At 63.9% G+C, this 25326-nt stretch carries 22 protein-coding genes; 9 read left to right on the top strand and 13 right to left on the bottom strand.

What is annotated here, in order from left to right; translation table 11 throughout:
- Positions 1 to 5: 5 nt before the first annotated feature.
- The 6 genes from ACYG9Y_RS00845 to ACYG9Y_RS00870 form a co-directional block, all read right to left on the bottom strand.
- Positions 6 to 698: a response regulator transcription factor gene (locus ACYG9Y_RS00845; RefSeq protein WP_023737549.1), complete on the bottom strand. Its 693-nt coding sequence runs from the start codon at positions 696 to 698 to the stop codon at positions 6 to 8.
- The gene (locus ACYG9Y_RS00850) at positions 695 to 3427 is read right to left on the bottom strand and encodes a sensor histidine kinase KdpD (protein ID WP_352608780.1); all 2733 of its coding nucleotides are present in this window, start codon (positions 3425 to 3427) and stop codon (positions 695 to 697) included. Before ACYG9Y_RS00850 ends, ACYG9Y_RS00845 begins: the two co-directional genes overlap by 4 nt.
- A gap of 53 nt (positions 3428 to 3480) precedes the next feature.
- The gene (gene kdpC, locus ACYG9Y_RS00855; RefSeq protein WP_023737550.1) at positions 3481 to 4053 is read right to left on the bottom strand and encodes a potassium-transporting ATPase subunit KdpC; all 573 of its coding nucleotides are present in this window, start codon (positions 4051 to 4053) and stop codon (positions 3481 to 3483) included.
- Positions 4054 to 4063: 10 nt separating this feature from the next.
- Positions 4064 to 6157: a potassium-transporting ATPase subunit KdpB gene (kdpB, locus tag ACYG9Y_RS00860; protein WP_023737551.1), complete on the bottom strand. Its 2094-nt coding sequence runs from the start codon at positions 6155 to 6157 to the stop codon at positions 4064 to 4066.
- Between the two features lie 232 nt (positions 6158 to 6389).
- A complete protein-coding gene (kdpA, locus tag ACYG9Y_RS00865; protein ID WP_023699137.1) occupies positions 6390 to 8093 on the bottom strand; it encodes a potassium-transporting ATPase subunit KdpA in 1704 nt (567 codons plus the stop codon).
- 18 nt (positions 8094 to 8111) lie between these two features.
- Entirely contained in the window at positions 8112 to 8201 is a 90-nt protein-coding gene (locus ACYG9Y_RS00870) for a K(+)-transporting ATPase subunit F (protein ID WP_023691936.1), read from the bottom strand.
- A gap of 396 nt (positions 8202 to 8597) precedes the next feature.
- Between ACYG9Y_RS00870 and ACYG9Y_RS00875 the strand changes: the two genes are divergently transcribed.
- Entirely contained in the window at positions 8598 to 10388 is a 1791-nt protein-coding gene (locus ACYG9Y_RS00875) for a flavin-containing monooxygenase (protein ID WP_023737552.1), read from the top strand.
- A gap of 154 nt (positions 10389 to 10542) precedes the next feature.
- Here the strand turns inward: ACYG9Y_RS00875 and ACYG9Y_RS00880 are convergent, their stop codons facing one another.
- Both ACYG9Y_RS00880 and ACYG9Y_RS00885 read right to left on the bottom strand, forming a co-directional pair.
- Entirely contained in the window at positions 10543 to 11769 is a 1227-nt protein-coding gene (locus ACYG9Y_RS00880) for an amidohydrolase/deacetylase family metallohydrolase (protein ID WP_023737553.1), read from the bottom strand.
- A gap of 105 nt (positions 11770 to 11874) precedes the next feature.
- On the bottom strand, positions 11875 to 12240 hold the full coding sequence (locus ACYG9Y_RS00885) for a RidA family protein (protein ID WP_023683098.1): 366 nt from the start codon (positions 12238 to 12240) through the stop codon (positions 11875 to 11877).
- A 175-nt stretch (positions 12241 to 12415) separates the two neighbouring features.
- Between ACYG9Y_RS00885 and ACYG9Y_RS00890 the strand changes: the two genes are divergently transcribed.
- Positions 12416 to 12901 (top strand): hypothetical protein, encoded by a 486-nt coding sequence (locus ACYG9Y_RS00890; protein WP_460223096.1) that lies wholly within the window; start codon positions 12416 to 12418, stop codon positions 12899 to 12901.
- A 131-nt stretch (positions 12902 to 13032) separates the two neighbouring features.
- Here the strand turns inward: ACYG9Y_RS00890 and ACYG9Y_RS00895 are convergent, their stop codons facing one another.
- Positions 13033 to 13263: a hypothetical protein gene (locus tag ACYG9Y_RS00895; protein WP_023669703.1), complete on the bottom strand. Its 231-nt coding sequence runs from the start codon at positions 13261 to 13263 to the stop codon at positions 13033 to 13035.
- A 146-nt stretch (positions 13264 to 13409) separates the two neighbouring features.
- Here ACYG9Y_RS00895 and ACYG9Y_RS00900 point away from each other — a divergent pair, with 146 nt between their 5' ends.
- From ACYG9Y_RS00900 to ACYG9Y_RS00910, 3 genes are all read left to right on the top strand, one after another.
- Positions 13410 to 14051, top strand: coding sequence for a glutathione S-transferase family protein (locus ACYG9Y_RS00900; protein WP_023714111.1), 642 nt, complete (start codon positions 13410 to 13412; stop codon positions 14049 to 14051).
- 137 nt (positions 14052 to 14188) lie between these two features.
- The gene (locus ACYG9Y_RS00905; protein ID WP_023737555.1) at positions 14189 to 15691 is read left to right on the top strand and encodes a helicase HerA domain-containing protein; all 1503 of its coding nucleotides are present in this window, start codon (positions 14189 to 14191) and stop codon (positions 15689 to 15691) included.
- A gap of 128 nt (positions 15692 to 15819) precedes the next feature.
- Positions 15820 to 16785: a hypothetical protein gene (locus ACYG9Y_RS00910; RefSeq protein ID WP_023714109.1), complete on the top strand. Its 966-nt coding sequence runs from the start codon at positions 15820 to 15822 to the stop codon at positions 16783 to 16785.
- A gap of 70 nt (positions 16786 to 16855) precedes the next feature.
- Here ACYG9Y_RS00910 and ACYG9Y_RS00915 read toward each other — a convergent pair whose 3' ends face one another.
- The gene (locus ACYG9Y_RS00915) at positions 16856 to 17299 is read right to left on the bottom strand and encodes an SRPBCC family protein (RefSeq protein WP_460222058.1); all 444 of its coding nucleotides are present in this window, start codon (positions 17297 to 17299) and stop codon (positions 16856 to 16858) included.
- 415 nt (positions 17300 to 17714) lie between these two features.
- Between ACYG9Y_RS00915 and eglC the strand changes: the two genes are divergently transcribed.
- From eglC to ACYG9Y_RS00930, 3 genes are read left to right on the top strand one after another with little or no spacing between them, the layout of a single operon-like run.
- Positions 17715 to 19139 (top strand): endo-1,3-1,4-beta-glycanase EglC, encoded by a 1425-nt coding sequence (gene eglC, locus ACYG9Y_RS00920; RefSeq protein ID WP_023737556.1) that lies wholly within the window; start codon positions 17715 to 17717, stop codon positions 19137 to 19139.
- Complete coding sequence (locus tag ACYG9Y_RS00925; RefSeq protein ID WP_023737557.1) at positions 19140 to 20900, top strand: type I secretion system permease/ATPase; 1761 nt, start codon at positions 19140 to 19142, stop codon at positions 20898 to 20900.
- A gap of 3 nt (positions 20901 to 20903) precedes the next feature.
- Entirely contained in the window at positions 20904 to 22223 is a 1320-nt protein-coding gene (locus ACYG9Y_RS00930) for an HlyD family type I secretion periplasmic adaptor subunit (RefSeq protein WP_023737558.1), read from the top strand.
- Here the strand turns inward: ACYG9Y_RS00930 and ACYG9Y_RS00935 are convergent.
- From ACYG9Y_RS00935 to ACYG9Y_RS00945, 3 genes are all read right to left on the bottom strand, one after another.
- Positions 22210 to 22524 (bottom strand): type II toxin-antitoxin system RelE/ParE family toxin, encoded by a 315-nt coding sequence (locus tag ACYG9Y_RS00935; RefSeq protein WP_023737559.1) that lies wholly within the window; start codon positions 22522 to 22524, stop codon positions 22210 to 22212. The genes ACYG9Y_RS00930 and ACYG9Y_RS00935 overlap by 14 nt on opposite strands.
- Positions 22521 to 22802 (bottom strand): type II toxin-antitoxin system ParD family antitoxin, encoded by a 282-nt coding sequence (locus ACYG9Y_RS00940; RefSeq protein WP_023669694.1) that lies wholly within the window; start codon positions 22800 to 22802, stop codon positions 22521 to 22523. Before ACYG9Y_RS00940 ends, ACYG9Y_RS00935 begins: the two co-directional genes overlap by 4 nt.
- A gap of 68 nt (positions 22803 to 22870) precedes the next feature.
- A complete protein-coding gene (locus ACYG9Y_RS00945; RefSeq protein WP_023737560.1) occupies positions 22871 to 23866 on the bottom strand; it encodes a GlxA family transcriptional regulator in 996 nt (331 codons plus the stop codon).
- 277 nt (positions 23867 to 24143) lie between these two features.
- Here ACYG9Y_RS00945 and ACYG9Y_RS00950 point away from each other — a divergent pair, with 277 nt between their 5' ends.
- Positions 24144 to 25292 carry an amidohydrolase gene (locus ACYG9Y_RS00950; protein WP_023737562.1) on the top strand — a complete coding sequence of 383 codons (1149 nt, stop codon included), beginning with the start codon at positions 24144 to 24146 and terminating at the stop codon, positions 25290 to 25292.
- Positions 25293 to 25326 lie beyond the last annotated feature (34 nt).

A 25326-nucleotide genomic window follows, 5' to 3' on the forward strand; every position in this document is an offset into this window, starting at 1 on the left:
TCCGGTCACTCAACCTCGCGCAGCCGGTACCCCACCCCGGTTTCGGTGGTGATGTAGCGCGGCTGGTCGGGCGACTTTTCGATCTTCTGCCGGAGCTGGCGGACATAGACCCTCAGATACTGCACGTCGGTCGAATCGCCCCACACCTGCTTCAGAATGAAATGGTGGGTCAGCACCTTGCCGGCATGCTGCACCATAATGCGCAATATGTCGTACTCCTTGGGGGAGAGCTTTATCTCCTTGCCTTCGACCTTGACGATGCGCTTGACCAGGTCGACGCTGAGATCGCCGGTGTGGAACACCGGCTTTTCGCCCTGCTGCTGGAATTTGTGGCGCAGCGCGACGCGGATGCGGGCGACCAGCTCGTTCATGCCGAACGGCTTGGTGATGTAGTCGTCAGCGCCGAGTTCGAGCGCCGCGACGATGCCGGCTTCGTCGGTGCGGCTGGACAGGATGACCACGGGCACGTCGAGGCCGTCGTCGCGCCATTTGCGCAGGAGATCGAGGCCACCCATGCCGGGCAGGCCGAGGTCGAGCAGGATCAGATCCGGCTTTTGTGCATCGACGAGTTCGATCGCAGCCTTGGCGTTGGGCGCTTCGCTGACCGCATAGCCCTGGCTGCCGAGGCCGACGCGCAGCAGTTTGCGGATCGGCGGCTCGTCGTCGACGACCAGTATGCTGACGTTGGAATTTGTCATGCCGGATCACCAGAGTTTTGCCCGTCCACACCTGATACGTCCGTATCGGACGATTGTACCAACCTCGGCATGCGGATTGTGAAGACTGCGCCCAGGCGATCGCTGCGGTTCGCCGCCATGATCGTGCCGCCCATCGCCTCGATGAAGCCCCGGCAGATCGACAGGCCGAGCCCGGTGCCGGCCTGGATCTGATCGCGCTTGCGCACCCGGTAAAAGCTGTCGAAGACGCGCTCCAGGTCGGCGGGCGGAATGCCCGGTCCCTCATCCATGATCTGCAGCGCGACGGAGCCATTGTCGGCCCAGCCCTGCAGCCGGATTGTCGATCCCTGTGGCGCGTATTTCGCGGCATTGTCGAGCAGATTGAACAGCATTTGTTCGAACAGCACGGGATCAAGCTTCAGCATCGGCAGGTCGGCCGGAATATCAACCTCGGTCTTGTGCCCGGCAGTGATCTTGCGTGCCCGCTGCAAGGCCGAGCCCACGACATCGCCGACATAGTGCAGGGCGAAATTCGGTTCCATGGCGCCCGATTCAATCTTGGTCATGTCGAGCAGATTGGCGATGAAGCGGTTCAGCCGTTCGGACTCGTCGAGCACGGTGGTCAGCAGCTCGGCCCGATCGTTCTCGGGCAGTGCCGGCGCAAATTCCCTGAGCGTGCCGGCCGCGCCCATGATGGCCGCCAGCGGCGTCTTCAGATCATGCGAGATCGACGTCAGCAGTGCCGAGCGCAAGCGGTCGGCCTCGGCCGCCAGCCTGGCGCGGTCGACATCGGCGACCAGCTGGATGCGCTCGATGGCAACCGCCGCCTGGTCGGCCAGCGCGTCGAGCAGGCGCTGTTGCTCGGGCGTCAGCAGCGGGCCTTGCTTGTCATTGTCGAGGCCGACGACGCCGACGGCCGTGCGTGCGGTGCGCAAGGGGAGGTAGAGGCGTTTTGCCCCGGGCAGGGTATCGGCGCCACGGCCGGCAGCCCGGTTGTGTTCCCAAGCCCAGCGTGCAGCCGCGATGTCGGCCTCGGCCAGCGTGTCATCGGGGGGATAACCGGCCTTGACGGTGATCGTGCCTTCTTCCGGCAAAAGCAGCACCACGCGCAGCTTCAGCATCGAGGCGATCTGGAAGGCTGTGGCCCACAAAACGTCGTCGAGCGTGCCGGCGCCGGCGAGCTTCTTTGAAAAGAGGTAGATGTCCTCGGTGGCCCGGGCGCGTGAACGGGCGGCGGCTGCCTGACGCTGCACACGCGCCGTCAGATTGCTGGCGATGACGGCAACGACGAGGAAGACGGCGAAGGCAACGATGCTCTCCGGATCGCGGATCGTCATCGTGTAGCGCGGCTCGAGAAAGAAGAAGTTGAAGGCAATGGCGCTGAGGAAACAGGCGTACAGCGCCGGCCACAGGCCAAAGGTCACTGCCGATGTCAGCACCGCCAGCAGCAGCACGCTGGCAAGGTTGCGAACGTCGAGGAACTGATCGAGGACGGCGCTGACGGCAAGCGCGCCGGCGACATAGACGGTCGAGAAAAGATAAGGCCAGATTTGAAATGGCGTCTGCTCGGCCGCCGCCTTGACCCTCGACGTGGCCTCGTTGTCGCGCTCCGTTCCTGAAATGACATGGACGCTGATATCGCCGGCATTGCGGATCAGATCGTAGGTGAGCGAACCCTCGATCAGTTCGCGCCAGCGCGAGCGGGTCGGCCTGCCGACGACGATATGGGTGAAGTTGTTGGCCATGGCGTGGCGGACGATGTCCTGGGCGACGTTCTGGCCCGGAATGGTCGTCACCTCGGCGCCGAGCTGCTCGGCCAGGCGCAACAGTGTGGCCAGCCGGTCCTTGTCTTCCTCCGACATGGCGGCCGAACGCGGCGTGTCGACATGCAGCGCCGTCCACGGTGCGCGCAGCCGGTCGGCCAGCCGGCGCGCATAGCGGACACGAGACGCTCCGCCCGGACGCGCATCGACGCAGACGAGCACCCTTTCGCCCGCCGCCCAAGGGCCGGGAATCGCGTGTGACTGCATGTGGTTGAGCAACTGCTCGTCGACGCGCTGGGCGGTGCGGCGCAGCGCCAATTCCCGAAGCGCGGTCAGATTGCCCGGCGAGAAATAGTTTTCGACTGCGCGCTGGGCAGTGTTGGGGAAATAGACCTTGCCCTCTTTCAGCCGCTTGATCAGGTCGTCGGGCGTGAGGTCGATGATCTCGATGTCATCGGCCTGGTCGATGATGGAGTCCGGGACCGTTTCGCGCACCCTGACCCGGGTGATCTGCGCCACCACGTCATTCAGGCTCTCGACATGCTGGATGTTGAGCGTGGTGTAGACATCGATGCCGCGCGTCAGGATTTCCTGGACGTCGAGATAGCGCTTGGGGTGGCGGCTGCCTGGCGCATTGGTGTGGGCGAGTTCGTCGACGAGCACCAGCGCCGGCCGGCGGGCGAGAATGGCATCGATGTCCATCTCGTCCAGCACGCGGCCTCTGTAGTCGACCTTCTGGCGCGGGATGACCTCGTAGCCTTGGACCAGCGCCAGGGTTTCCTTGCGGCCGTGGGTTTCGACGATGCCGATGACCACGTCGATGCCGTCGGCAAGCATGGCGCGGCCGGCCATCAGCATTTCGTAGGTCTTGCCGACACCGGGTGCAGCACCCAGAAATATCCGCAGGCGGCCGCGCTCTTCCCGTTCCGCATGCTCGAGCAGCGCGTCCGGAGAGGGTCTGGTATAGTTGCTTCTGGCGTCCGGCATCAGGCTCGATCATGAACGGCGCCGAGGATCGTGTCGATCCCTGGCCCCTGGCTTCAGAGATTGTCTCTCACTGCGTCCAGTGCCAGGTTGAGCGCCAGCACATTGACGACCGGCTCGCCGAGGAAGCCGAGTTCGCGGCCTTCGACATGGCTGTCGACAAGCGCCTTGACCTTGGCTTCGTCGAAGCCCCTGGCCTTGGCCACCCGAGCGACCTGGAAATAGGCGGCGTCCGGGCTGATGGCGGGGTCGAGGCCGCTGCCGGACGTCGTCACCAGATCCATCGGCACCGGCTGGTTCGGGTTCTCCGCCTTCAGCTTTTCGGCGTCGGCCTTGATGCGGTCGATCAGCTTGGGGTTGGTTGGACCGAGATTGGAGCCGCTGGACGCCGCGGCATTGTAGCCGTCGCCGGCGGCCGAGGGCCGGCCGTGGAAATATGTGTCGCCGGCAAAGCCCTGGCCGATCAGCTCGGAGCCGATGACCGTGCCATTCTTCTCGATCAGGCTGCCATTGGCTTGATGCGGAAACAGCGTCTGGGCGATGCCGGTCATCCCCAAGGGATAGATCAGGCCGGTCAGGACAGTAAAAAAGACGATCATTGTGATTGCGGGGCGTATCTGGGAGAGCATGGAGATATCCTTAAGCGAGGCCGAGGCCGGTGACGATCATGTCGATCGCCTTGATGCCGGCGAACGGAACGATGATGCCGCCGAGGCCGTAGACCAGGAGGTTGCGGCTGAGCAGCGCGCCGGCGCCGATGGCGCGGTATTTGACGCCTTTCAGCGACAGCGGGATCAGAGCGATGATGATCAGCGCGTTGAAGATGATGGCCGACAGGATGGCGCTCTGCGGCGTCGCCAGATGCATGATGTTGAGCGCTTGCAGGGGGCCGATGGTATGTCCCGGCGCAACGTAGAAGACGGCAAACATGGCCGGGATGATGGCGAAGTATTTGGCGACGTCGTTGGCGATCGAGAAGGTCGTCAGCGAGCCGCGCGTCATCAGCAGCGCCTTGCCGATCTCGACGATCTCGATCAGCTTGGTCGGGTCACTATCGAGGTCGATCATGTTGCCGGCCTCGCGGGCGGCAACCGTGCCGGTGTTCATGGCGACGCCGACATCGGCCTGCGCCAAGGCCGGCGCGTCGTTGGTGCCGTCACCGCACATGGCGACCAGCTTGCCCTTGGCCTGTTCGTCGCGGATCAGCTTCAGCTTGTCCTCGGGCGTGGCCTGGGCGAGGAAATCGTCGACGCCGGCTTCGGCTGCGATCGCCGCCGCAGTCATCGGATTGTCGCCGGTGATCATCACGGTGCGGATGCCCATTTTGCGCAGTTCGGCGAAGCGCTCGCGGATACCACCCTTGACGATGTCCTTGAGGTGGACGACGCCGAGCAGGCGGCCGTCACGCTCGACGGCCAGCGGCGTGCCGCCCGACTTGGCGATCTCGTCGGCGATCGCCTGGATATCCTTGACGGTGTCGCTGCCGGGGCGCGTGCCGTGAGTGGCCGATGTCGACTGGCTGACATAGGCGAGAACCGAATCGACGGCGCCCTTGCGCACCGACGAGCCATCGATGTCGACGCCGCTCATCCGGGTCTGCGCGGTGAAGGGCACGAAGCTGGCATGCAAGGTTGCCATGTCACGGGCGCGGATGGCGTATTTCTCCTTGGCCAGCACGACGATCGAGCGTCCCTCAGGCGTCTCGTCGGCTAGCGAGGCGAGCTGCGCGGCATCGGCCAGTTCCTGTTCGGTGGCGCCCTTGACCGGGCGGAATTCGGTGGCCTGGCGGTTGCCGAGCGTGATGGTGCCGGTCTTGTCGAGCAAAAGCGTATCGACGTCGCCCGCCGCTTCGACGGCACGGCCGGACATGGCCAGCACGTTGAAGCGCACCAGGCGGTCCATGCCGGCAATGCCGATGGCCGACAGCAGGGCGCCGATGGTGGTCGGGATCAAGGTGACGAACAGCGCGACCAGCACCGTCACCGGGATATAGCCGCCGGAATAGGAGGCAAAGCTCGGGATCGTGGCGGTGGCCAGCACGAAGATCAGCGTCATGCCGACGAGCAGGATGTTGAGCGCGATCTCGTTGGGCGTCTTCTGGCGCGAGGCACCCTCGACCAGCGAGATCATGCGGTCGAGGAAGGTGTGGCCGGAGGCGGCTGATATGCGCACGCGAATCCAGTCGGACAGAACCTGCGTGCCGCCGGTGACCGCCGAACGGTCGCCGCCGGATTCGCGAATGACGGGTGCGGACTCGCCGGTGATTGCCGCCTCGTTGACCGAGGCCACGCCTTCGATCACTTCACCGTCGGACGGGATGATGTCGCCGGCTTCGACCAGCACGATGTCGCCAACCTTCAGGCTGGTGCCGGGCACCAGCTTGAACCTGGAGCGGTCTTCGCCGGCAAGCAGCTTGGCCTGGGTTTCGGTGCGCGCCTTGCGCAGCGAATCGGCCTGCGCCTTGCCGCGGCCTTCGGCGACGGCCTCGGCGAAGTTGGCGAACAGCACGGTGAACCACAGCCAGATGATGATCTGCAGCGTAAAGCCGAAATCGCCGCCGCCGGTGGCGAGATCCTTGACGAACAGGACCGTGGTAAGAAGCGAGACGATGGCGACGACGAACATCACCGGGTTCCTGACCAGCGTGCGGGGGTCGAGTTTCCTGAAGGCGCCGCCGATGGCCGGCCACAGGATGCGGGCATCCATGATGCTCGCGGATTTGGACTGGCTCATTTGGTGGCTCCAGTATCTGAACTGTTGGCCGGCACCGACCGATCGGATGCCGAAAAGAGGGGCGGCGGACCATAGGCCAGCAGCCAGATCACGATCATGACTGCCGCGAGGCCGAGGAAGGTAGATACGCTGGGGAAGGGAGGGGGCGTTTCCTCCCCCTCATTGCCGGCTCGTGGGCCGGCTCGCGGCCGGGCCTTCATGCGTTTTGGGTAGAACCAGGACATGACAAGCCTCAGAATGTCTGGCCGTTGATGGCAGCCAGGTGCTCGACGATCGGTCCGATCGCCAGTGCCGGGAAGAAGGTCAGGCCGACGACGATCAGGATGACGCCGACGAGCAGGCCGACGAACAGCGGGCCGTCGGTCGGGAAGGTGCCGGCGGAAGCCGGAACCGTCTTCTTCGTCGCTAGCGAGCCGGCAATGGCAAGCGCTGGAATGATGACGAAGAAGCGACCCACCCACATGGAGATGCCGAGCGTGATGTTGTACCAGGGCGTGTTGCCGGAAAGGCCGCCAAAGGCCGAGCCGTTGTTGGCCGCCGCCGAAGTGTAGGCATAAAGAACCTCGGAGAAGCCATGCGGACCGCCATTGGCCATCGAGGCGACGGCGCTTGGCAGCACGACCGCTATTGCCGTGAAGACCAGCATGACCAACGGCAGAGCGAGGATGGCGAGCATTGCCATCTTGACCTCCTTGGCCTCGATCTTCTTGCCGAGATATTCGGGCGTGCGGCCAACCATCAGGCCGGCGACGAACACGGTGATGACGATGAACATGACGATGCCGTAGAAGCCGGCGCCGACGCCGCCGACGATGACTTCGCCGAGCTGCATGTTGAGCATCGGGACCAGGCCGCCAAGTGCTGTGAACGAGTCATGCATGGCGTTCACCGCACCGCAGCTCGCAGCCGTGGTGATGACGGCGAATAGTGCCGAAGCGGCAATGCCGAAGCGGCTCTCCTTGCCTTCCATGTTGGCGCCGTCGACGCCCAACGCATGGACCAGCGGATTGCCCGCGGCTTCCGCCCAGTAGCAGATAACGACGCCAGCGATGAACAGCACACCCATCGTGGCCAGGATCGCCCAGCCCTGGCGCTGGTTGCCGACCATGCGGCCGAAGACGTTGGTGAGTGCAGCACCCAGCGCGAAGATCGTCACCATCTGGATCATGTTGGAGATGGCGTCGGGGTTTTCGAAAGGATGCGCGGCATTGGCGTTGAAGAAGCCGCCGCCATTGGTGCCGAGCATCTTGATGGCGACCTGCGAGGCGACCGGCCCAAGGGCGAGCGTCTGCTTGGCGCCCTCCAGCGTGGTGGCGTCGACATAAGGCCCGAGCGTCTGCGGCATGCCGAGCCAGACATAGACAAGGGTGAGCACGATGCTGAGCGGCAGCAGGATGTAGAGCGTGCAGCGGGTCATATCGACCCAGAAATTGCCGATCGATTTGGCCGAGGCGCGGGCGAAGCCGCGGATCAGCGCCACCGCAATGGCAATGCCGACGGCGGCGGACATGAAGTTCTGAACAGTCAGGCCGGCCATCTGCACGAGGTAGGACAACGTGCTTTCGCCGCCGTAATTCTGCCAGTTGGTGTTGGTGACGAAGCTGACGGCAGTGTTGAAGGCGAGATTGGGTTCGACCGATGCCATCCCGGCCGGATTGTAAGGCAGGACGCCCTGCAGGCGTTGCAGAAAGTACAGCACCAGGAAGCTGGCAAGGCTGAAGAAGATGATTCCTGCCGCGTAGGTCGTCCAGTGCTGCTCCTCGCGCTCGCTGGTTCCCGAAATGCGGTAGAGGCCGCGCTCAACGGGCCCGAGTATGGGCGAGAGAAAGGTGCGATCGCCATTGAAGACGCGGTACATGTAGCCGCCGAGCGGCTTCACCAGCAAAACGACGATCCCGCAATAAACCAGGATCTGTATCCATCCGTTGAGTGTCATGGCTTTCCGTGCCTTGCTTCAGAAGCGTTCTGGGCGAACGAGGGCGTATGTGAGGTAGACGAGCAGGAACAAGGTCACGCCGCCACCGAGGATGTAATCGACAAACATGTTGCGATCCTTCCGCTTAAAGAGCGTCGCAGGCTTTGATGTAGGCGAGGGAAAGGGCGAAAAACAAAACCTCGATCCCGATGACGACAATGTCCATTGTGTTGGTCCTTGCTTGTACTTGGCGCCAGTTGCTGGCAGGCCGTAAATTCCATGAGAACGACCCGCCGTAGCTTCGAAGGCTACGGCGTCCGGAGCGTTTTGCTCGTGGTGGAATATGGACCCGATCGCCATAAAGGTTCGAGACGGGGCCGGGAGGAAAGATATAAAATTCCTATAAAGATTTCCGGGAGATGGCTCCGTTCCGGGCCGCTAGAAACCGACGCCATGATATCGCGACCCCTCTTGCGGCGCCGCCGTCTTTCGAAACAATGGGAACGCAAAACGAGGGAAAAACAGATGCTCGACATGGCACCATCGAAACAGGGGGCGACATGGCTTTGCGCGCTTGCACGGGCGCTGGAAGCTGATGACGCCGAGGCGGCCGCCAACCTGTTCGTCGAGGATTGCTACTGGCGCGATCTGCTGGCTTTCACCTGGAACATCACCACGATGGAAGGCCGCGATGAGATCCGCGACATGCTGCAAGCGACGCTGGCGGAAACGAAGCCCTCACACTGGACGCTGTCCGGCGAGGCGACCTCGGATGAGGGCACCGTCGAGGCCTGGTTCACGTTCGAAACGGCGGTCGCGCGGGGCGAAGGGATTGTGCGCCTTACGGACGGCCGCTGCCGGACCTTGTTCACGGCGGTGCGTGAGCTCAAGGGGTTCGAGGAACAAAAGGGACCGGCGCGGCCGCTTGGTATCCGTCACAAGGCCGATCCGAAGCGCGAAACCTGGGCGGAGGCGCGGGCGCGCGAGACGCGCGACCTCGGCGCCACCGAGCAGCCCTATTGCCTGGTGATCGGCGGCGGGCAGGGCGGCATCATGCTCGGCGCGCGGCTGAGGCAGCTCGGTGTGCCCACCATCATCATCGAGAAAAATGCGCGCCCCGGCGATTCCTGGCGCAACCGTTATCGCTCGCTCGTGCTCCACGATCCGGTCTGGTACGACCATCTGCCCTACATTCCGTTCCCGGAGAACTGGCCGGTGTTCACGCCCAAGGACAAGATGGGCGACTGGCTGGAGATGTACACCAGGGTGATGGAGCTCAACTACTGGGTCGCCACCAAATGCCTCAGCGCCAGCTATGACGAGGCCGAGAAGGTGTGGACTGTGGTGGTCGACCGCGTCGGCCGGCAGATCACGCTGAAGCCGAAGCACATTGTCTTTGCCACCGGCGCCTATGGCCCGCCACGCCAGATCGCGCTGCCCGGCGCCGAGACCTTCAAGGGCGAACTCCTGCATTCCAGCCAGTATGCAAGCGGCGAGAAATTCCGCGGCAGACGTGTCGCTGTCATCGGCGCGGCAAGCTCGGGGCACGATGTCAGCGTCGACCTCTGGGAGAGCGGCGCAGACGTCACCATGATCCAGCGGTCGCCGACGACAGTGGTGAAATCCGACACTCTGATGGAAGTCGGCTTCGAGATCTTCTCGGAAAAGGCTTTGGCGCGCGGCATCAGCACCGACAAGGCCGACCTGATCGTCGCGTCCACGCCGTTCGCGCTTGTACCCAAGGGCCAGCGGGATCTTTACGAGGTGATCAAGGCACGCGACGCAGACTTCTACGACCAGCTACGCGCCGCCGGCTTCGCCATCGATTTCGGGGAGGACGAGACCGGGCTGTTGATGAAGGCCTACCGCACCGGCTCCGGCTACTACATCGATGTCGGCGCCTGCGAACTGATCATCAATGGCGAGATCAAAGTGAAGAGCGGCGTCGGCATCAGTTCATTGACGCCGACCGGCATCCTGTTCGACGACCGCAGCGAGCTGGCCGTCGATGCGATCGTCGCCTGTACCGGCTACCAGTCGATGAACGAGACCGTGGCGGCCATCGTCTCGCGCGAGGTCGCCGACAAGGTCGGGCCATGCTGGGGCCTCGGCTCCGGCGTCAAGGGCGATCCCGGTCCTTGGCAAGGCGAGCTGCGCAACATGTGGAAGCCGACGGCGCAGGACGCGCTGTGGTTCCACGGCGGCAATCTGGCGCTGTCGCGGTTTTACTCGAAATATGTGGCGCTGCAGATCAAGGCGCGGATGGAAGGGATTGCGACGCCGGTGTTTGGGGCGGTGAGTAACGCAGGGCGCTAGCGATCTCCTCCCCCCTCGAGGGGGAGATGTCGCCGAAGGCGACAGAGGGGGTCGCCGCGCGTGGAGCGCTGACCTCCAGCTGCCGCGAGGAGCTTGCGTCCGGTCGAACCGACCCCCTCTGGCCTGCCGGCCATCTCCCCCTCAAGGAGGGAGATTATCCACGCCCGAAATGCCGTGCCGCGACCTCGACATGCGTATGTGCCGCATGCGGCTCGAAGCGCTCGGTCTCGTTGTGGTCGGGCGCCTCGTTCGGCCACCAGACACCGCCGATAACAATGCCTTCTGAGACCAGCCGCTGATCCGCGATCAGCGCCGCACCGACCGCATCGACGAAGGTAAAGCGCCCGGGGCGCAGTCTCAGCACCGCGACATCGCCGACACCGCCAACTTTCAGCGTCCCAAGCTCCGGCCTGGCGATCGCCTCGGCTGGCCTTTGCGTGGCGGCGCGCAGCACCTCGACCAGCGGCATGCCCAGCGCCATCAGCTTCGACATGCAGACCAGTATGTCGAAGGCCGGACCGTCGACGCAGTAGAGATGCACGTCGCTGGAGATGACGTCGGGCGCGAGGCCCTCGGCCAGCATCGCTTTCGCCACGGCGAAGTCGAACGATCCCATGCCGTGGCCGATGTCGAAGATGACACCGCGTTCGCGGGCCAGCCGCATGTCCGGCCGCACCGCGCCGGAAGCGAACACCGGCGCGTTGGGGAATGGCCGAAAACAATGGGTGAGGATGTCGCCGCGGCGCAGCCGTGGCAGCACCTCGGAACGGCCGGGCGGCGGCTCGTCTATATGCGCCATCAGCGGCAGGCCGGCCTGGTCGGCGGCTTCCAGCGCAAGATCGACCGGGGCGATGCCGCTGGCGCCGCCGGCATGCTTGCCGGAGCGCACTTTTACCCCAACGACGACATCGGCGTGCTCGCGCACCGCAGCCACCGTCTCGCGTGGCTCGCAGAGCCTGAGATCGCTGCATTCGCCGACCGAGACGCTTTGTGAGAAGCCGAATATGCCGGCAAAGGAGATGTTGACGTAGGCGAGAATACGCACCTTCGAGCGCTCGATGACATGGCGGCGAAAGCCCAGAAAATTGCCGGCGCCGGCGCTGCCGGCATCGATGAAGGTGGTGGTTCCGCTCTTGGCCGCCAGCCGGTCGGCGTCGACGCCCAGCGAGGTGCCGCCCCAATAGACATGGCTGTGCAGGTCGATGAGGCCGGGCGTGACGATGCAATCACGAGCGTCGACTATCTTGGTGGCGTGCTCGGCATCGATCGCCGCCTCGATGGCCACGATGCGTCCGCCCGCAACGGCGACATTGCGCGGCGCGTCCAGGCCCGAGGCCGGATCGATCAGGCGGCCGCCCTTGATCAGGAGATCGAACTGCATCGGCGCCTGCCTCTCTCTTTGTTTCGGGGCATGATCTTTGGACAAAACGGTTTCCGTTTGTCCGAGAAAACCGGTTTCCACTTTTCGGGATCATGCCCCGACTGGTCAAACCGGCCGGTAAGCGACGGCTTCGACCTCGATCTTGATGTCGATCATCAGCCGCGATTCGACCGTGGTGCGGGCCGGCGGATTTTTCGGGAAGTGCTTGGCGTAGACGGCATTGAAGGCGCCGAAGTCGCGCGCGTCCTCGAGCCAGACCGTGGTCTTGACGACATCGTCCATGGTGCAGCCGGCCAGCGCGAGTGCTGCCTTCACATTCTGCAGCACCTGCTCGGTCTGCTCGGTAATGCCGCCCTTGACCACAATGCGGTCGCCGTCGACCGGCACCTGACCTGAGATGTAGACGAAATCCCCGGCGCGCACGGCCGGCGACAGCGGCACGTGGGATGTTCCAAAACACTCTTTGGGCAAGGGAAACTCCTGTTCAGAATGGCGGGCCGCGCCCCGTTTTCGCCGACCGCTCTACGCCTGTCCCGGTGATCCTCATAGGGGGCTTTTTGGAAAGCAACATTTTTCCAAACGCGTGTTGCTTTATCGCAGGCTCGCCAGCATCTTGCGCGTCGCATTTTCCCGACAGGAGATTTCAATGACCTTCGACAAGAACCCATTTCCAGAGAGCGATGCCGATCGTCACGCGCTCTGGGAAATGCTGGTGCGGCGCGACATCGACGCCTTTATCGGTCAGGACTGGTCGATGGTCGAGGATGATTTCCTCGCCGACAGCTTCTTCGGCATGCATGCGCATTTCCTCAGCGATGCCGACGCCTGGCGTCTGCAATTCCCGAGCCTTGCCGTCTATCGCGACGAATGGCTGCGCCAGGCCAAGGAGACGGCGGCGGCCAAATTCGCCGAGCCGCTGCGCGAGGCGCTGTTTCGCGTCACCAACATGCGCGACATCGACGTCGATGGCGACCGCGCCGTGCTGCACAAGAAGTTCAACGGCTCGGTGGCCAAGGCCGATGGCAGCGTCGACAAGCTGAAATGGCAGACGCTGTATTTTTGCAGGAAGGTGGCGGGCCACTGGAAGATCGGCGGCTTCGTCGGCTACATGCCACATCCCTTGGGGATCTGAGTCTTGCCGCTTATGCTATTGCCGGCCTTCGCGCACGAAGACGTCCGCTTCCGGGCTGCAGCTGTAAAAGCTCGCCAACCGAACCCACTCGAGCTCAAGCGAGTTGAACGGGACAGGTTCGTCCAACAGGGCTAGCGGGAGCGGTGGTCGAACACAACCGCCATGGTCTTACCAATTGCCGCCATGACGACGAGTTCGACGAGATCGTCGTCGCTGTCGACACAGGTTGGATCCATGCGGCGGATGGCGTCGAGCGCCGCCCTGGTCGAGACGGTATCGCCGGCGCGGAATCTGGAAAGCGCAGAGGAAACAAGGTTCTGGGTTGTCACGTCGATGACAGGTACGCTCGGCACTACGTTCATGGCTTCCTCCTGCCAAGAACCCTCTCCCGAAGGAAATAATACGCCGAACGACGGCGTGTGCCAGCGGAATCGTGGTCCGACCAGATTGCCTGGAGGGCACGTTTGCGTGTTTGATAGGGTCGAGCCCACAGCGTCCAGGACCGGATATGAAACTGTACTTCAGCCGCAATCCCAATCCGCGCCTTGCGGTAGCAACGGCACGTCATCTGCAGGCCAAGGTCGAGTGTGAGTTCGCGGCACCCATGGCGCCCGGGCAGGCTGAGCGGTTTCGTCAGCTCAATCCCAATCTTACCCTGCCGATATTGGCATGGACGGGCGGCAGCCTGTGGGAAGCCGACGCCATAGCCTGCCTTCTGTCGCGCGAAGCGGGTTCGGATTTCTGGCGCGGCGGCGGCGACCAACCCGACATGATCCGCTGGCTGAGCTGGGGCAAGGAAAATTTCGTGCGGGCCTGCGACACCGTGCATTTCGAGCGCGGAACCAAGCAGCGCTACGGGATTGGGCCTGTCGACCAGGGCAAGGTCGAGGAGGGGCTGGCGGAGTTCCGCATCGCGGCAGCGATTCTCGAGGCGGAGCTCGCCAAGCGGCCATGGCTTGTGGGCAAGTCGCTTTCCTATGCCGATTTCCGCATGGCGACGTTTTTGCCGTTCAACGATGCAGCCGGCCTGCCGCTGGTGGACTATCCCTCTGTTCTGGGTTGGTATCGCCGGCTCGAAGCCATCGATGCCTGGCGCGATCCCTTCGACGGGCTGGAAGCGCCGCTTCTGCCGCCGGTCAACTCCGCTTGATGTGCCTTCCCTTTGGGCAGATGGGCTGATGTGTGGCGCTTTGGCAGCATAGGTGTGGAACAGCGGGCGAGTTGCCATGGCGCGCTCGACGGCTCGCGGCCGGGTTGATAAGCCCTGTCCGCAAGGAGAGTCGTGACATGACCGTAGCCATCGAGATGGGACAGACGACGGCGGGTGCGTCGGCGGCGCTCGACCTTGAGGAGCTGCTGGCCACCCGGCTTCTGGTGCAGGGCAATTCCGGCTCCGGCAAATCGCACCTTTTGCGCCGGCTCCTGGAGCAGAGCGCGCCCTGGGTGCAGCAGACCATCATCGACCCGGAAGGCGATTTCGTCTCGCTGGGCGACCATTACGGCCATCTGGTCATCGATGCCGAGGAGCATACGGAGCGTGGCCTGCAAGCAGCCGGCGAGCGGGCGCGCATCCACCGCGTCTCCACGGTGCTCAATCTCGAAGGGCTCGATGCCGAGAACCAGATGCGGCGCGCCGCTGCCTTTCTCGGCGGGTTGTTCGAGGTTGCCCGCGAGCATTGGTATCCGATGCTGGTGGTGGTCGACGAAGCGCAGCTGTTCGCGCCCGCCGTGGCCGGCGAAGTGTCCGACGAGGCGCGAAAGCTCTCGCTCGGCGCCATGACCAATTTGATGTGCCGCGGCCGCAAGCGCGGCCTTGCCGGCATCATCGCCACGCAGCGGCTGGCAAAGCTCGCCAAGAATGTCGCGGCGGAGGCGTCCAATTTCCTCATGGGCCGTACCTTCCTCGATATCGACATGGCGCGCGCCGCCGACCTTCTGGGCATGGAACGGCGTCAGGCCGAGGCGTTTCGAGACCTGGAGCGCGGGCACTTCATGGCGTTGGGCCCAGCGCTGTCGCGCCGTCCGCTGGGCGTGCGCATCGGCCAGACCGAGACCAGCCCGCGCAACGGTACGCCGCGGCTGATGGCAATGCCGGAAACAGCGCTTGAAGACGCGCGCGCCATCATCCTGGCGGCGCCGCCGCCCGAGACGATGCGCGCGCCGCGCCGGATGGCGTCGCCGGAGCTGCTCGACCAGCTGATGGCGGCCAAATCAGCGGCGATGGAGATCCGCCCGGAACCTGCGGAACCGGCGGTAAGCGCCGAGGATATGGCCGAGCGGCGAGAGCGGGTGGACCGTGTCCTGCGCGCCATCCTGGCGCAGCCCGATGCGGGTTTCCGCGTCATCGGAGTGCTTTATCAGGAGTTCGTCGTCCGCTGCCGCATCGAAGGCCTCGCTTCGGTGGTGCCGGACCTCTCAGAATTCCGTCGCATGCTGACGCGTGCCCGCGCCGGGCTCGGCGCCGACATGGCAGGAGATGACGCCTGGCAGGACGTTTCCGTGCGCGCCTCGCTGCTGCCCGAGGACATGCAGGGCGTGTTCATGATGATCGCCCGCGCCGCCAAGGAGGGCTGGCCGTGCCCGAGCGACGCGGCGATCGCGCGCGCCTACGGCTCGCATTCGCTGCGGCGCGCCCGGCGGCTGCTCACCTATATCGAGGAGCAGGGCCTCATCGTCTGCCAGCTCGACGGCACCGGCCGCCGCACGGTGACGCTGGTCGAGCTCGCCTGGGCGACGGCGCCGGGCGACCCCAATGCCGCGGAGGCGGAACAGGGCAGCCTGGCGCTCTGAAAGGCGAACAGGCAGCTACCTGACTTGCTTGCGCGGTTCTGAACAAGATGTGTTTCGCCGATCGGCGCGCGACGATTTATGATGGGTTTCCGAGAATCGCAGAACGGTTCGGGCGGGAGGGTTGTCCGGTGCGGTTGAAATCTCTGGCTGTCTTTGTCTTTGGCCTCCTCGCCATCGCCGGCATCGCCTTGACGATGTCTGCCCGGTCTTTTGCCGCGTCCTCCGATTTACCGGCGTGGCTGCAGGCCCACGTCGGCAATGACGACGGCGAGATTTCGCAAGTGGTGCTGGAGCGGGCGCGCGCGCTTTACCTGAAGAAGGTCGCGCAAGGCGCGGTCCACAATGGCTGCTATTTCGCCATGGATGCGACGCGCCCCGGCGATCTCGGCAATGGCGTGCTGGGGCGGCGCTACTACGTCATTTGCGAGGCCAAGCAGTCGTTCAGGGCGATCTCGTCGGGCCATGGCGGCGGCCGCAATCTGAAGGGCGTGGTCGATTTCTCCAACGGGAAGCGCTGCGCGAAAAACTTCGGCAATGCGCTGGACTCGTCCTTGACGACCGGCGGCGCCTATATGACCGGCGAGGCAAAGACCTCATTCAAGGGTTTTTACCGCATCGGCGCAAAAAAGGACCAGGCGCTGCTGCGCACCTTCATCCAGTTCGACGGCGAGGGCGAGACGGCGAATGCCAGGCAGCGGGTGATCGGCGGCCACGCGGCGCGGCTGTTGCGCGGCATGTGCCTGCGCAAGAACCCGAACAGCTCCTATGCCGACCATGACGGCTTCGTCCCATACGGCAAGCTGGTGGATTACGCCGGCGGCCGCAGCAATGGCTGCACCAGCTGGTCGCCGTCCGACGCCGATCAGATCATTTCGATGGTGAAGAGCAATCCGACGACGCTCTATATCTACCCGGAATCGCGCGACATCGCCGCCGTTGGTAAATCGGGCGCCTATTGGAATGCGTCCTGCCTGAAGGAGATCGGCAAGCCGAAATTCTGGCCGCGAAAGAGCCTTGAGCCGATCATCGCGCAATACGCCAAGGACAACCCGCCACCGCCGCCGCAACCGTTGCCGATCTGCACCGGGCCGTGAGGGATAAGTCCTCGGCTCGGCATTGTCGGCGGCGCGGACTGGCTGGGCGGCGCCGCCGATCCGATGGGCTCTACTGATTGATCTCGGGTTCGACGAGCTTTGCCAGATTGCGCAGCAACTCCTGCCAGCCGAGATAGCAGGCTTCAGCCGGAATAACGTCCGGAATGCCGGCCTGCGTGATGTCGAGTTCGGTGCCGACCGACACTTTCTTCAGGAGCACGGTCACTTCGATCTGGCCGGGCAAATTGGGGTCGTCGAACCTGTCGGTGTAGCGCAGGCGCTCGCCGGGAACGAGTTCGAGATATTCGCCGCCGAAGGAATGGCTGCCGCCCGTCGTGAAGTTTCGGAACGACATCTTGAAGGCGCCACCGACTTTCGCGTCGAAGCTGTGCACCGTGCAGGTGAAGCCGTTCGGCGGAAGCCATTTCGCCAGCGCGTCGGCTTCTGTGAATGCGCGGTAGACCTTCTCCGGGCTGGTCGTCAGAACGCGGTGCAAACGTACGGTGCTTGGCATCTCTTCGGTATCCTCTGTGGTTTCGTTGTCCGATGCCCCAAGGACGGGTGAACCTCACCCGGTCCGACATAGCCTGTCAAATTTTCTTGAGCCCTTTGCCCGCGGCCATCCGCCCGCGACTTCGACCGCCGCCTCAGGCAGGCGGTCGTGTCGCGTCAAATTGCATGCATCATTGACAGGTTACCTAACTTTTCGGCGCGCATCTCACAATTTATTAAAATTGTAAGTCTCTCCTACAAAGTTGTATTAGGATCAGCTTAACGCCTTCGGCATTATCTATTAAATGGTGGGCGACGATCTCCTTGGTGTACTATAGAATGATTCCCTGGAACGACGGATCAATTTAAGAGTTGATCCGAAATGGTCGCTCGAAGGTTGTCGAACGACCAAGGCAGCACGCGCAAGGAGTGTCGGAATGACCACAGTCCTCAACGCCAAAGGCATTCCACTTCCCTATACCGGCGCTTCCACCCATTGGTTCTCGGCGACTGGAGGCGCGTCTTACCGCTACGGCACCTCGGGCAACGATTCCTTCTGGGGCGACACCAACGTCAAGGTCACCATGTATGGCGGCGCGGGCGACGACTATTACCATCTCTATTCGACGATCAACAAAGCGGTCGAGAACTACGGCGCGGGCGTCGACACGATCGATACCTGGATGAGCTACAAGCTGCCCGCCAATTTCGAGAACCTCGTCGTCACCGGCGACGGCCACTATGCCTTCGGCAATGCTCAGGACAACATCATAACGGGCGGCGCTGGCAGCCAGACGCTGGACGGCGGCAAGGGCAATGACGTGCTGATCGGCGGCGCCGGCGCCGACACCTTCATCGTCACCAAGGGCAATGGCAGCGACCTGATCTCCGATTTCGGCGCGACCGACACGGTGCGCCTCAACGGCTATACCTTCACCTCGTTCGAGGCCGTCCACGCCAATATGGTCCAGGTGGGATCGAACGTGCAGCTGAACCTCGGCTCGAGCGAGGTGCTGGTGTTCCACAACACCACGATCGACAAGTTTCAGCCCGGCCAGTTCGAGCTGCCGATCGACAAGACGGGCATGACGCTGTCGTTCAACGACGATTTCAACACGCTGAGCCTGTGGAACGGCCAGAGCGGCATCTGGGATTCCAATTTCTGGTGGGGGGCGCAGAACGGCAGCTCGCAGCCCCAGAACGGCGAGCTGCAATGGTATATCGACGCCAATTATGCGCCGACCAGCTCGGTCCATCCGTTCAGCGTCGCAAGCGGCGTGCTCACCATAACCGCGGCGCATGCGCCCGACGACATCAAGCCGCTGATCAACAATTACGAATACACTTCCGGCATACTGACGACGCACGACACCTTCTCGCAGACCTATGGCTATTTCGAAATGCGGGCCGATCTCCCGGAAAATGCCGGCGCGTGGCCGGCCTTCTGGCTTCTGCCCGAAGACGGTTCATGGCCCCCGGAACTCGACGTGATCGAAATGTATGGGCAGAACCCGAATGCGCTTCTCATGACCGCGCACACAAATGAGACGGGAACCCACACCACGGTCGGGTCGACGGTGAATGTCTCCAACACCGACGGCTATCACACCTATGGCCTGTTGTGGACGCCGGACAAGCTGGTCTGGACCTATGATGGCGTCCAGGTCGCGGAAGCGGCGACGCCGTCCGATATGAACAAGCCCATGTACATGCTGGTCGACCTTGCGGTCGGCGGTCAAGCCGGCGCGCCGCCCGACCATCTGGCGACGCCCGCGCAAATGAAGATCGACTATATCCACGCCTATACGCTGAACGATTTGCAGCAGAGCCATCTGAGCACGACAGCCGAGCACGCCGTCTAGATGTCACGGGACCGCGCGCCACTCAGGGATGCGGCCATCGGCCTGCGCCCGGTTTTCCTGCGCGGCATCGCCGATATCGGCATCTTTTCGTTGCTGATCAACATCCTGCTCCTGGTGATCCCGCTCTATCTGCTGCAGGTCTATGACCGGGTGTTGCCGTCCTCCAGCGTCGAGACGCTGCTTTATCTCTCGGTCATGGCGGTCGTCGCGCTCGCCTTCCTCGGCCTGCTGGACGCGGTCCGCGCCGTCTACGCGCAACGTGTTGCGGCCACCGTCGACCAGAAACTGGGCGCGCGGACATTCGCCGCCTCGCTTGGCGCCAGACATGCCGGCAGCGGGCTGTCGCCGCTGAACGACCTTGCCACGACTTGCGCCTTCATCAGGTCGCGCGGCGTGGCGGTGTTGTTCGACCTGCCGTTTGCGCCCGTCTTCCTGGCCTTGCTCTATTTCATCCATCCCGTCCTGTTCTGGCTGACGCTCGCCGGCGCCGTGCTGCTGTTTCTCTTGGTCGTGGCCAACCAGCTTGCCATCGGCAGGAACGATGCCATGTCGGCGGAACGCTCGGCGGTGGCCAGCCAGGCGGAGCAGGCCTTCGCCCGCAACACCGACACGCTGCGCGCCATGGGCATGGTGCAAAATGCCGCCGCGGTCTGGGGACAGCACGTTGCTGAGGCGCTGACCCTGCATGACCGTTCCGGAAGCGCCAATGCGATCTTCAGCGCGACGTCGCGGGCGCTGCGCATGATGCTGCAACTGGCGATCCTCGGCGCCGGCGCGTGGCTGGTGCTGCAAGGGCAGATGACCGCCGGCATGATCTTCGCTTCGTCGCTGGTGTCGTCGCGCGCGCTGCAGCCGCTCGACCAGCTGATCGGATCCTGGCGGCAGATCGTCGACGCCAGGCGATGCTGGAAGCGGCTGGACACCGCCCTTGCGGCGCAACCAGCGCAGGGGCGCAAGCTCGCACTGCCCGATCCATTGGGCGCGATTTCGGTGCAGGATCTGTTCTTCATCGCGCCGACTGCGGCTTTCGGCACTGAGCCCATCCTCAAGCGGTTGAATTTTGCCATCGGCGCCGGCGAAGCGGTGGCGATCGTCGGCCCGAGCGGGGCCGGCAAATCGACGCTGGCGAAATTGCTTGTGGGCGCGCTGCAGCCGACCGGCGGCGCGGTCAGGGTCGACGGCGCCGACCTGAGGAGCTGGGACGAAACCCAGCTTGGCAGGCATATCGGCTATCTCGCGCAGGAGGTGGAGCTTTTCCCGGGATCGATCGCGCAAAATGTCGCCCGCTTCGAACCCGACGCCGATGACGCCGCGATCGTCGAAGCGGCCAGGCGCGCCGAGGCGCATGAGCTGATTCTCACGCTGCGCGACGGCTATCAGACCATGATAGGCCCGTCGCATACCGTGCTGTCGGGCGGCGAGCGCCAGCGGATAGGGCTGGCGCGCGCCTTCTACGGCAAGCCACGCATGCTGGTGCTGGACGAGCCCAACGCCCATCTCGACGGCAGTGGGGAGGCGGCGCTCGAAGGGATGCTTTCGGCCGCGCGAAGTGTAAGCGTCACGACAGTCGTCATCACGCATCGCCCTTCGATCGCCGCGGCCTGCGACCGCGTCATAGTCCTGCGCAACGGCATGGTCGAAGCTTTCGGCCCTGCGAGCGAGGTGCTGAGGCAACCGGCGGCCGGCAAGGCCGGGAGCTCGGTGGTGACAGGCTCGTTCGTGCCGACCGTGCGCCCGCACAGCGTCCGCTTCGGGTCATAGACGATGATGCAGCAGAGCCTCGCCTTCGAAGGTCGACCGCGCACCGACTTCCGCCGCATGGCCGTCGTCGGCTACGTGGCCATAGCGCTCTTCGTCGGCTGCTTCGGCTATTGGGCGGCGAACGCGCCGCTCTCCGGCGCGGTGATCACCTCCGGCACGATCTCGGCGACGGGCGGCAACATCCTCATCCAGCACCCCGAGGGCGGCATCATCGAGCAATTGCTGGTGCATGAAGGCGACCGCGTGCAACAAGGCGAACCGCTGGTCCTGCTCGACCGCAGGGCGGCCGAGACCGACCTCAACCGGCTGACCAGACAGACGATCGCGCTCAGGGCAAGTGCCGCGCGACTTGAGGCCGAGCGCGACGGATCGGACAGGCTGGCGCCGATCGCCGAAGCAGCACCCGCGCCGTTCCAGCGCGATTTCGACAATCTGGTGCACGAACAGCAGAAGGAGTTCGAGGCCAGGCTCGCCCGGTTCCGCTCCGAGCAGTCGATCCTGGCGCAGCGCGTCGCCATGCATCGTGAGTCGGCGGTGGGACTGGAGGCGCAGAAACTCGCCATCCAGCAACAGGCCGAGATCGTGAAGAAGGAACTCGGCATCAAGACCGGCCTGCTCGACAAGGGTCTCACCAACCGCAGCGAATATTCGCAGCTTCTGCGCAGCGAGGCCGATCTGGTCGGCCAAGCCGGCGCGCTGGAGGCGGATATCGGAGCGACCAAGACGCAGATCGTCGAAGCCCAGGCGCAGGTCGAGCGCGCGACCACGCAGCGCGTCGAGGACGCGCTGACCAAGCTCGACGAGGTTCGCACCAGCCTGGCCGACATCGGCGAACAGATCACCGCAGCCGAGGCGGTGCTGGGGCGCACGACGATCAAGGCGCCGGCAACCGGCATCGTGGTATCCTCGATCTACAACTCCAAAGGCAGCGTGATTGCGCCGGGGCAGAAGATCATGGAGATCCTGCCCACCGCGTCGGGCCTCATCGTCGACGCGAAGCTGCGGCCGAAGGACGTGGACCTGGTTCGCGTCGGCCAGCCGGCGAAGCTCAGGCTGTCCGCCCTGAACGCGCGCCTCACCCCTGAGGTCCCGGCTACGGTGACGCAAATTTCCGCCGACAGGCTGATCGATGAAACCACGCATGAGGCGTATTTCCGCGCCAGGCTGAAGATCACCGACACGCTGCCGCAGGGCGTGAAAGCCGAGCAGCTTTACCCGGGAACGCCGGTCGAGGCGTTTATCAGCACCGGCGACCGAACCTTCCTCGAATATCTGGCGCGGCCGATGCTGGACTCGTTCGCGCGGGCGTTCACGGAGCGATAGGCGCCAACTCGTCCTCCCAGTTGACGCCGCCGTAGAACAACCTGAGAATCACCACCTGGTCGCCTTCTACGGTGAAGGCCACAGTCAGGCGGCGCTCGAAGCCAACGATGCGAAGCCCCGGCCGCACATCATCCCTTAGGGTTCCGCGTTCCGAGGCATAGTCGAGACCCAGGCAAAATCGCTCGATCCGCTCGATGTAGCGAAGGGCGGTGAGGTTGCCGGATGCGTGAGCGACCGTATCGTATATCCATAACAGGTCCGTCTGGGCTTCCGGCAAGAGGACAACATGCCGGCGCTTCACACGTTCCCCTTGAGGCGAGCTGCGTGATGTGCGCGAATGCTGTCAAAAGACTTGTCGGCCGGGATGGCCTGGGAGGGGTCTGCCTTCCACCTATCATAGGTCGGCGCGACCTCCTCACGCAGCCAGCGCTCCACAGCGGCGTCGCGTTCCTGCAATGCGCGAAGACCGGCGCGGATCACTTCACTGCTGGTCGCGTATGTGCCGGACCGAACGAGCTGGTCGATGAAAGCAGCCTGCTCGGCCGGCAGGCTGAAGGTGCGTTTTTCGGTGGCGGACATGGATCCCTCCTATCAGGTTGGTATGATATTATCATACCAGCGGCGAGATCGCACGCCCCAATATAGGCTTAGGGACCGCTCCCCTTGCCGTCGGCAAAGACACCGGACATTCGGTTCGGATGCCTGAGATGGGTCGGCGTGATGCCGGTCTGCTGGCGGAAGACACGGCTGAAATGGCCGGCATTGGGAAAACCGCAGCGGTAGGCGATGTCGCCGATTGCCAAGTCGCTCCCCTCCAGCAGCGACTTGGCCTGATGTACGCGCAGCGCAAGATAGGCGGCCATCGGGCCGATGCCGAGCTCGGCGCCGAACAGCCGCTCAAGCTGGCGCCGGGATAAATGCAACCGGCCCGCGATCTCGGCGACCGACAGCGTCTCCTGGAGATTGCTTTCCATCAGAAGCAGCGCCCGTTTCACCGCTCGGCTCGACGCGGCCGGAAAGAGATCGCCGACTGGCTGCACATCCAGGCTCGAGCGGATGCGGTCGAGCACGAGGATCTTGGCGGCTTTTTCCGCAGCCTTGCGGCCGATGAACTGCGACACGAAATGGCCGGCAAGGTCGGCCGCACCCGTGCCTCCGGCGCAGGTCGAGCGGCCCCTATCGACGGAAAACAGGCTGTCGGCATGGGCGTTCACATCAGGGAATTGGCTGCGGAAATCCTTGATGTGAAACCAGCTGACGGCAGCACTGTAGCTATCGAGCAGACCGTAGCGCGCGAGCACGAAGCTGCCGGTGCAGAGTGCCGTCAGCGGCACGCCCTTTTCGGCCGCCCGCAACAGGAAGGCCTCCTTTTCGGAGCTGAGGCTGCGGTTGGTGTCGAGCAGGCCACCGACCACGACGACATTGTCGAACTCCTGCGGATTGCCGATCGCCTTGGTCGGCAGCAACTCGACACCGCAACTCGCCCGGATCGGCAGGCCACGCTCGCCGACGATCTCCCAGTCGAACTCGATCCGGCGGCTGCGGTCGCCTTCATCGCCGGCCAGCCGCAGCGTGTCGATGAACAGCGACAGCGGCGACAGCGTGAAGTCGCGAACCAAGAGAAACGCAAACCGCCTGGCCATTGTTGCTCCGAAACGTTCCTTCGGGTGGATGGAAGCAAAGATGTCGCACAGGCGAGCACGCGGCGCTTTTCAGGAGAAGCCACCGGATGTCGGAGATGAGATCGACGGCCTCAGTGCGGAGCTGGAAATTCTCTGGGTTGTGTGGTGGTCATGGGATGTCGTCATCTACGCTCACACAAGACAGGCAGATGGACCAGCGGAATTGATCAGTATGGCACGGCGTGAGAAAAACCCTATCGTGTTTGTGTAACCTGCAGCACCAAAGCGGAGCCCAACCATGACCCTCACCAATCGCGATATCATCGAGCTGACGGCATGGCGCCGCAAGCTGCACCAGCAGCCGGAAATCTCCAACGAAGAGGAAAAGACCGCCAAGGAAGTCGTCGGCTTCCTCGCCGATACAGGGCCGGACAAGGTGCTGACCGGCCTTGGCGGTCATGGCGTGGCGGCGGTCTATGACAGCGGCCAGGCGGGGCCGACGGTGCTGTTCCGCTCGGAGATCGATGCGCTGCCGATCGAGGAGCTTTCGGGCGTCGAGCATGCCTCGCAGGTGCCGGGAAAATCGCATATGTGCGGCCATGACGGCCACACCGCGATCCTGGCCGCACTCGGCCGCCAGCTCGGACGAGAACGGCCGGCGCGCGGCCGCGTCGTCTTGATGTTCCAGCCGGCGGAGGAGACCGGCAATGGTGCGGCCGGCGTCGTCGCCGATCCACGCTTTGGCGAGATCGCGCCGGATTTTGCCTTCTCGCTGCACAATCTGCCGGGCGTGCCGTTCGGCGAGGTGCGGCTCAAGCCCGGCGTCGTCAACTGCGCCTCGCGCGGCATCCGCATCGTGCTGGAGGGCAAGACCGCGCATTCCTCCATGCCCGAAACCGGCGTGTCGCCGATGCCGGCGATCAGCCAGCTGATGCCGGCGCTTCCGGCACTCGGGCGCGGCACTTTCGCCGATGACGATTTCAGCATGGTGACCGTCACCCATGCGACCATGGGCGAGGCCGTGTTCGGCATTGCGCCCGGCTACGCCGAAGTTTGGGCGACGCTGCGCACAAGGCGCGACGAGCGCATGGCGGAGTTGGTCGCAGCTGCGGAAGCCCTGGCCGCCAGGATCGCGGGCGAGCACCACCTTTCCGTGCGCTGCGACTATCACGAAATCTTCGTCGCCAGCGTCAATGCGCCGGACGCGGTGGAACATCTCAACCGCGCGCTCGACGAGGAAGGTGTCGCGCGCAGCGAAGAGGCCCTGCCGATGCGCGCCTCGGAAGATTTCGGCATTTTCGGCCACAAGGCGAGCTCAGCCATGTTCTTTCTCGGCGCCGGCGAGCGCCATCCTTCGCTGCACAACCCCGATTATGATTTTCCCGACGATCTGATCCCGATCGGTTCGAAAATCTTCATGCGCACGGCGCGCAACCTGCTGGGGTGAGCGGCCCTGCAAAATCCGCATCCTGAAGCTGCCT

Source organism: Mesorhizobium sp. W050, from assembly GCF_054719535.1.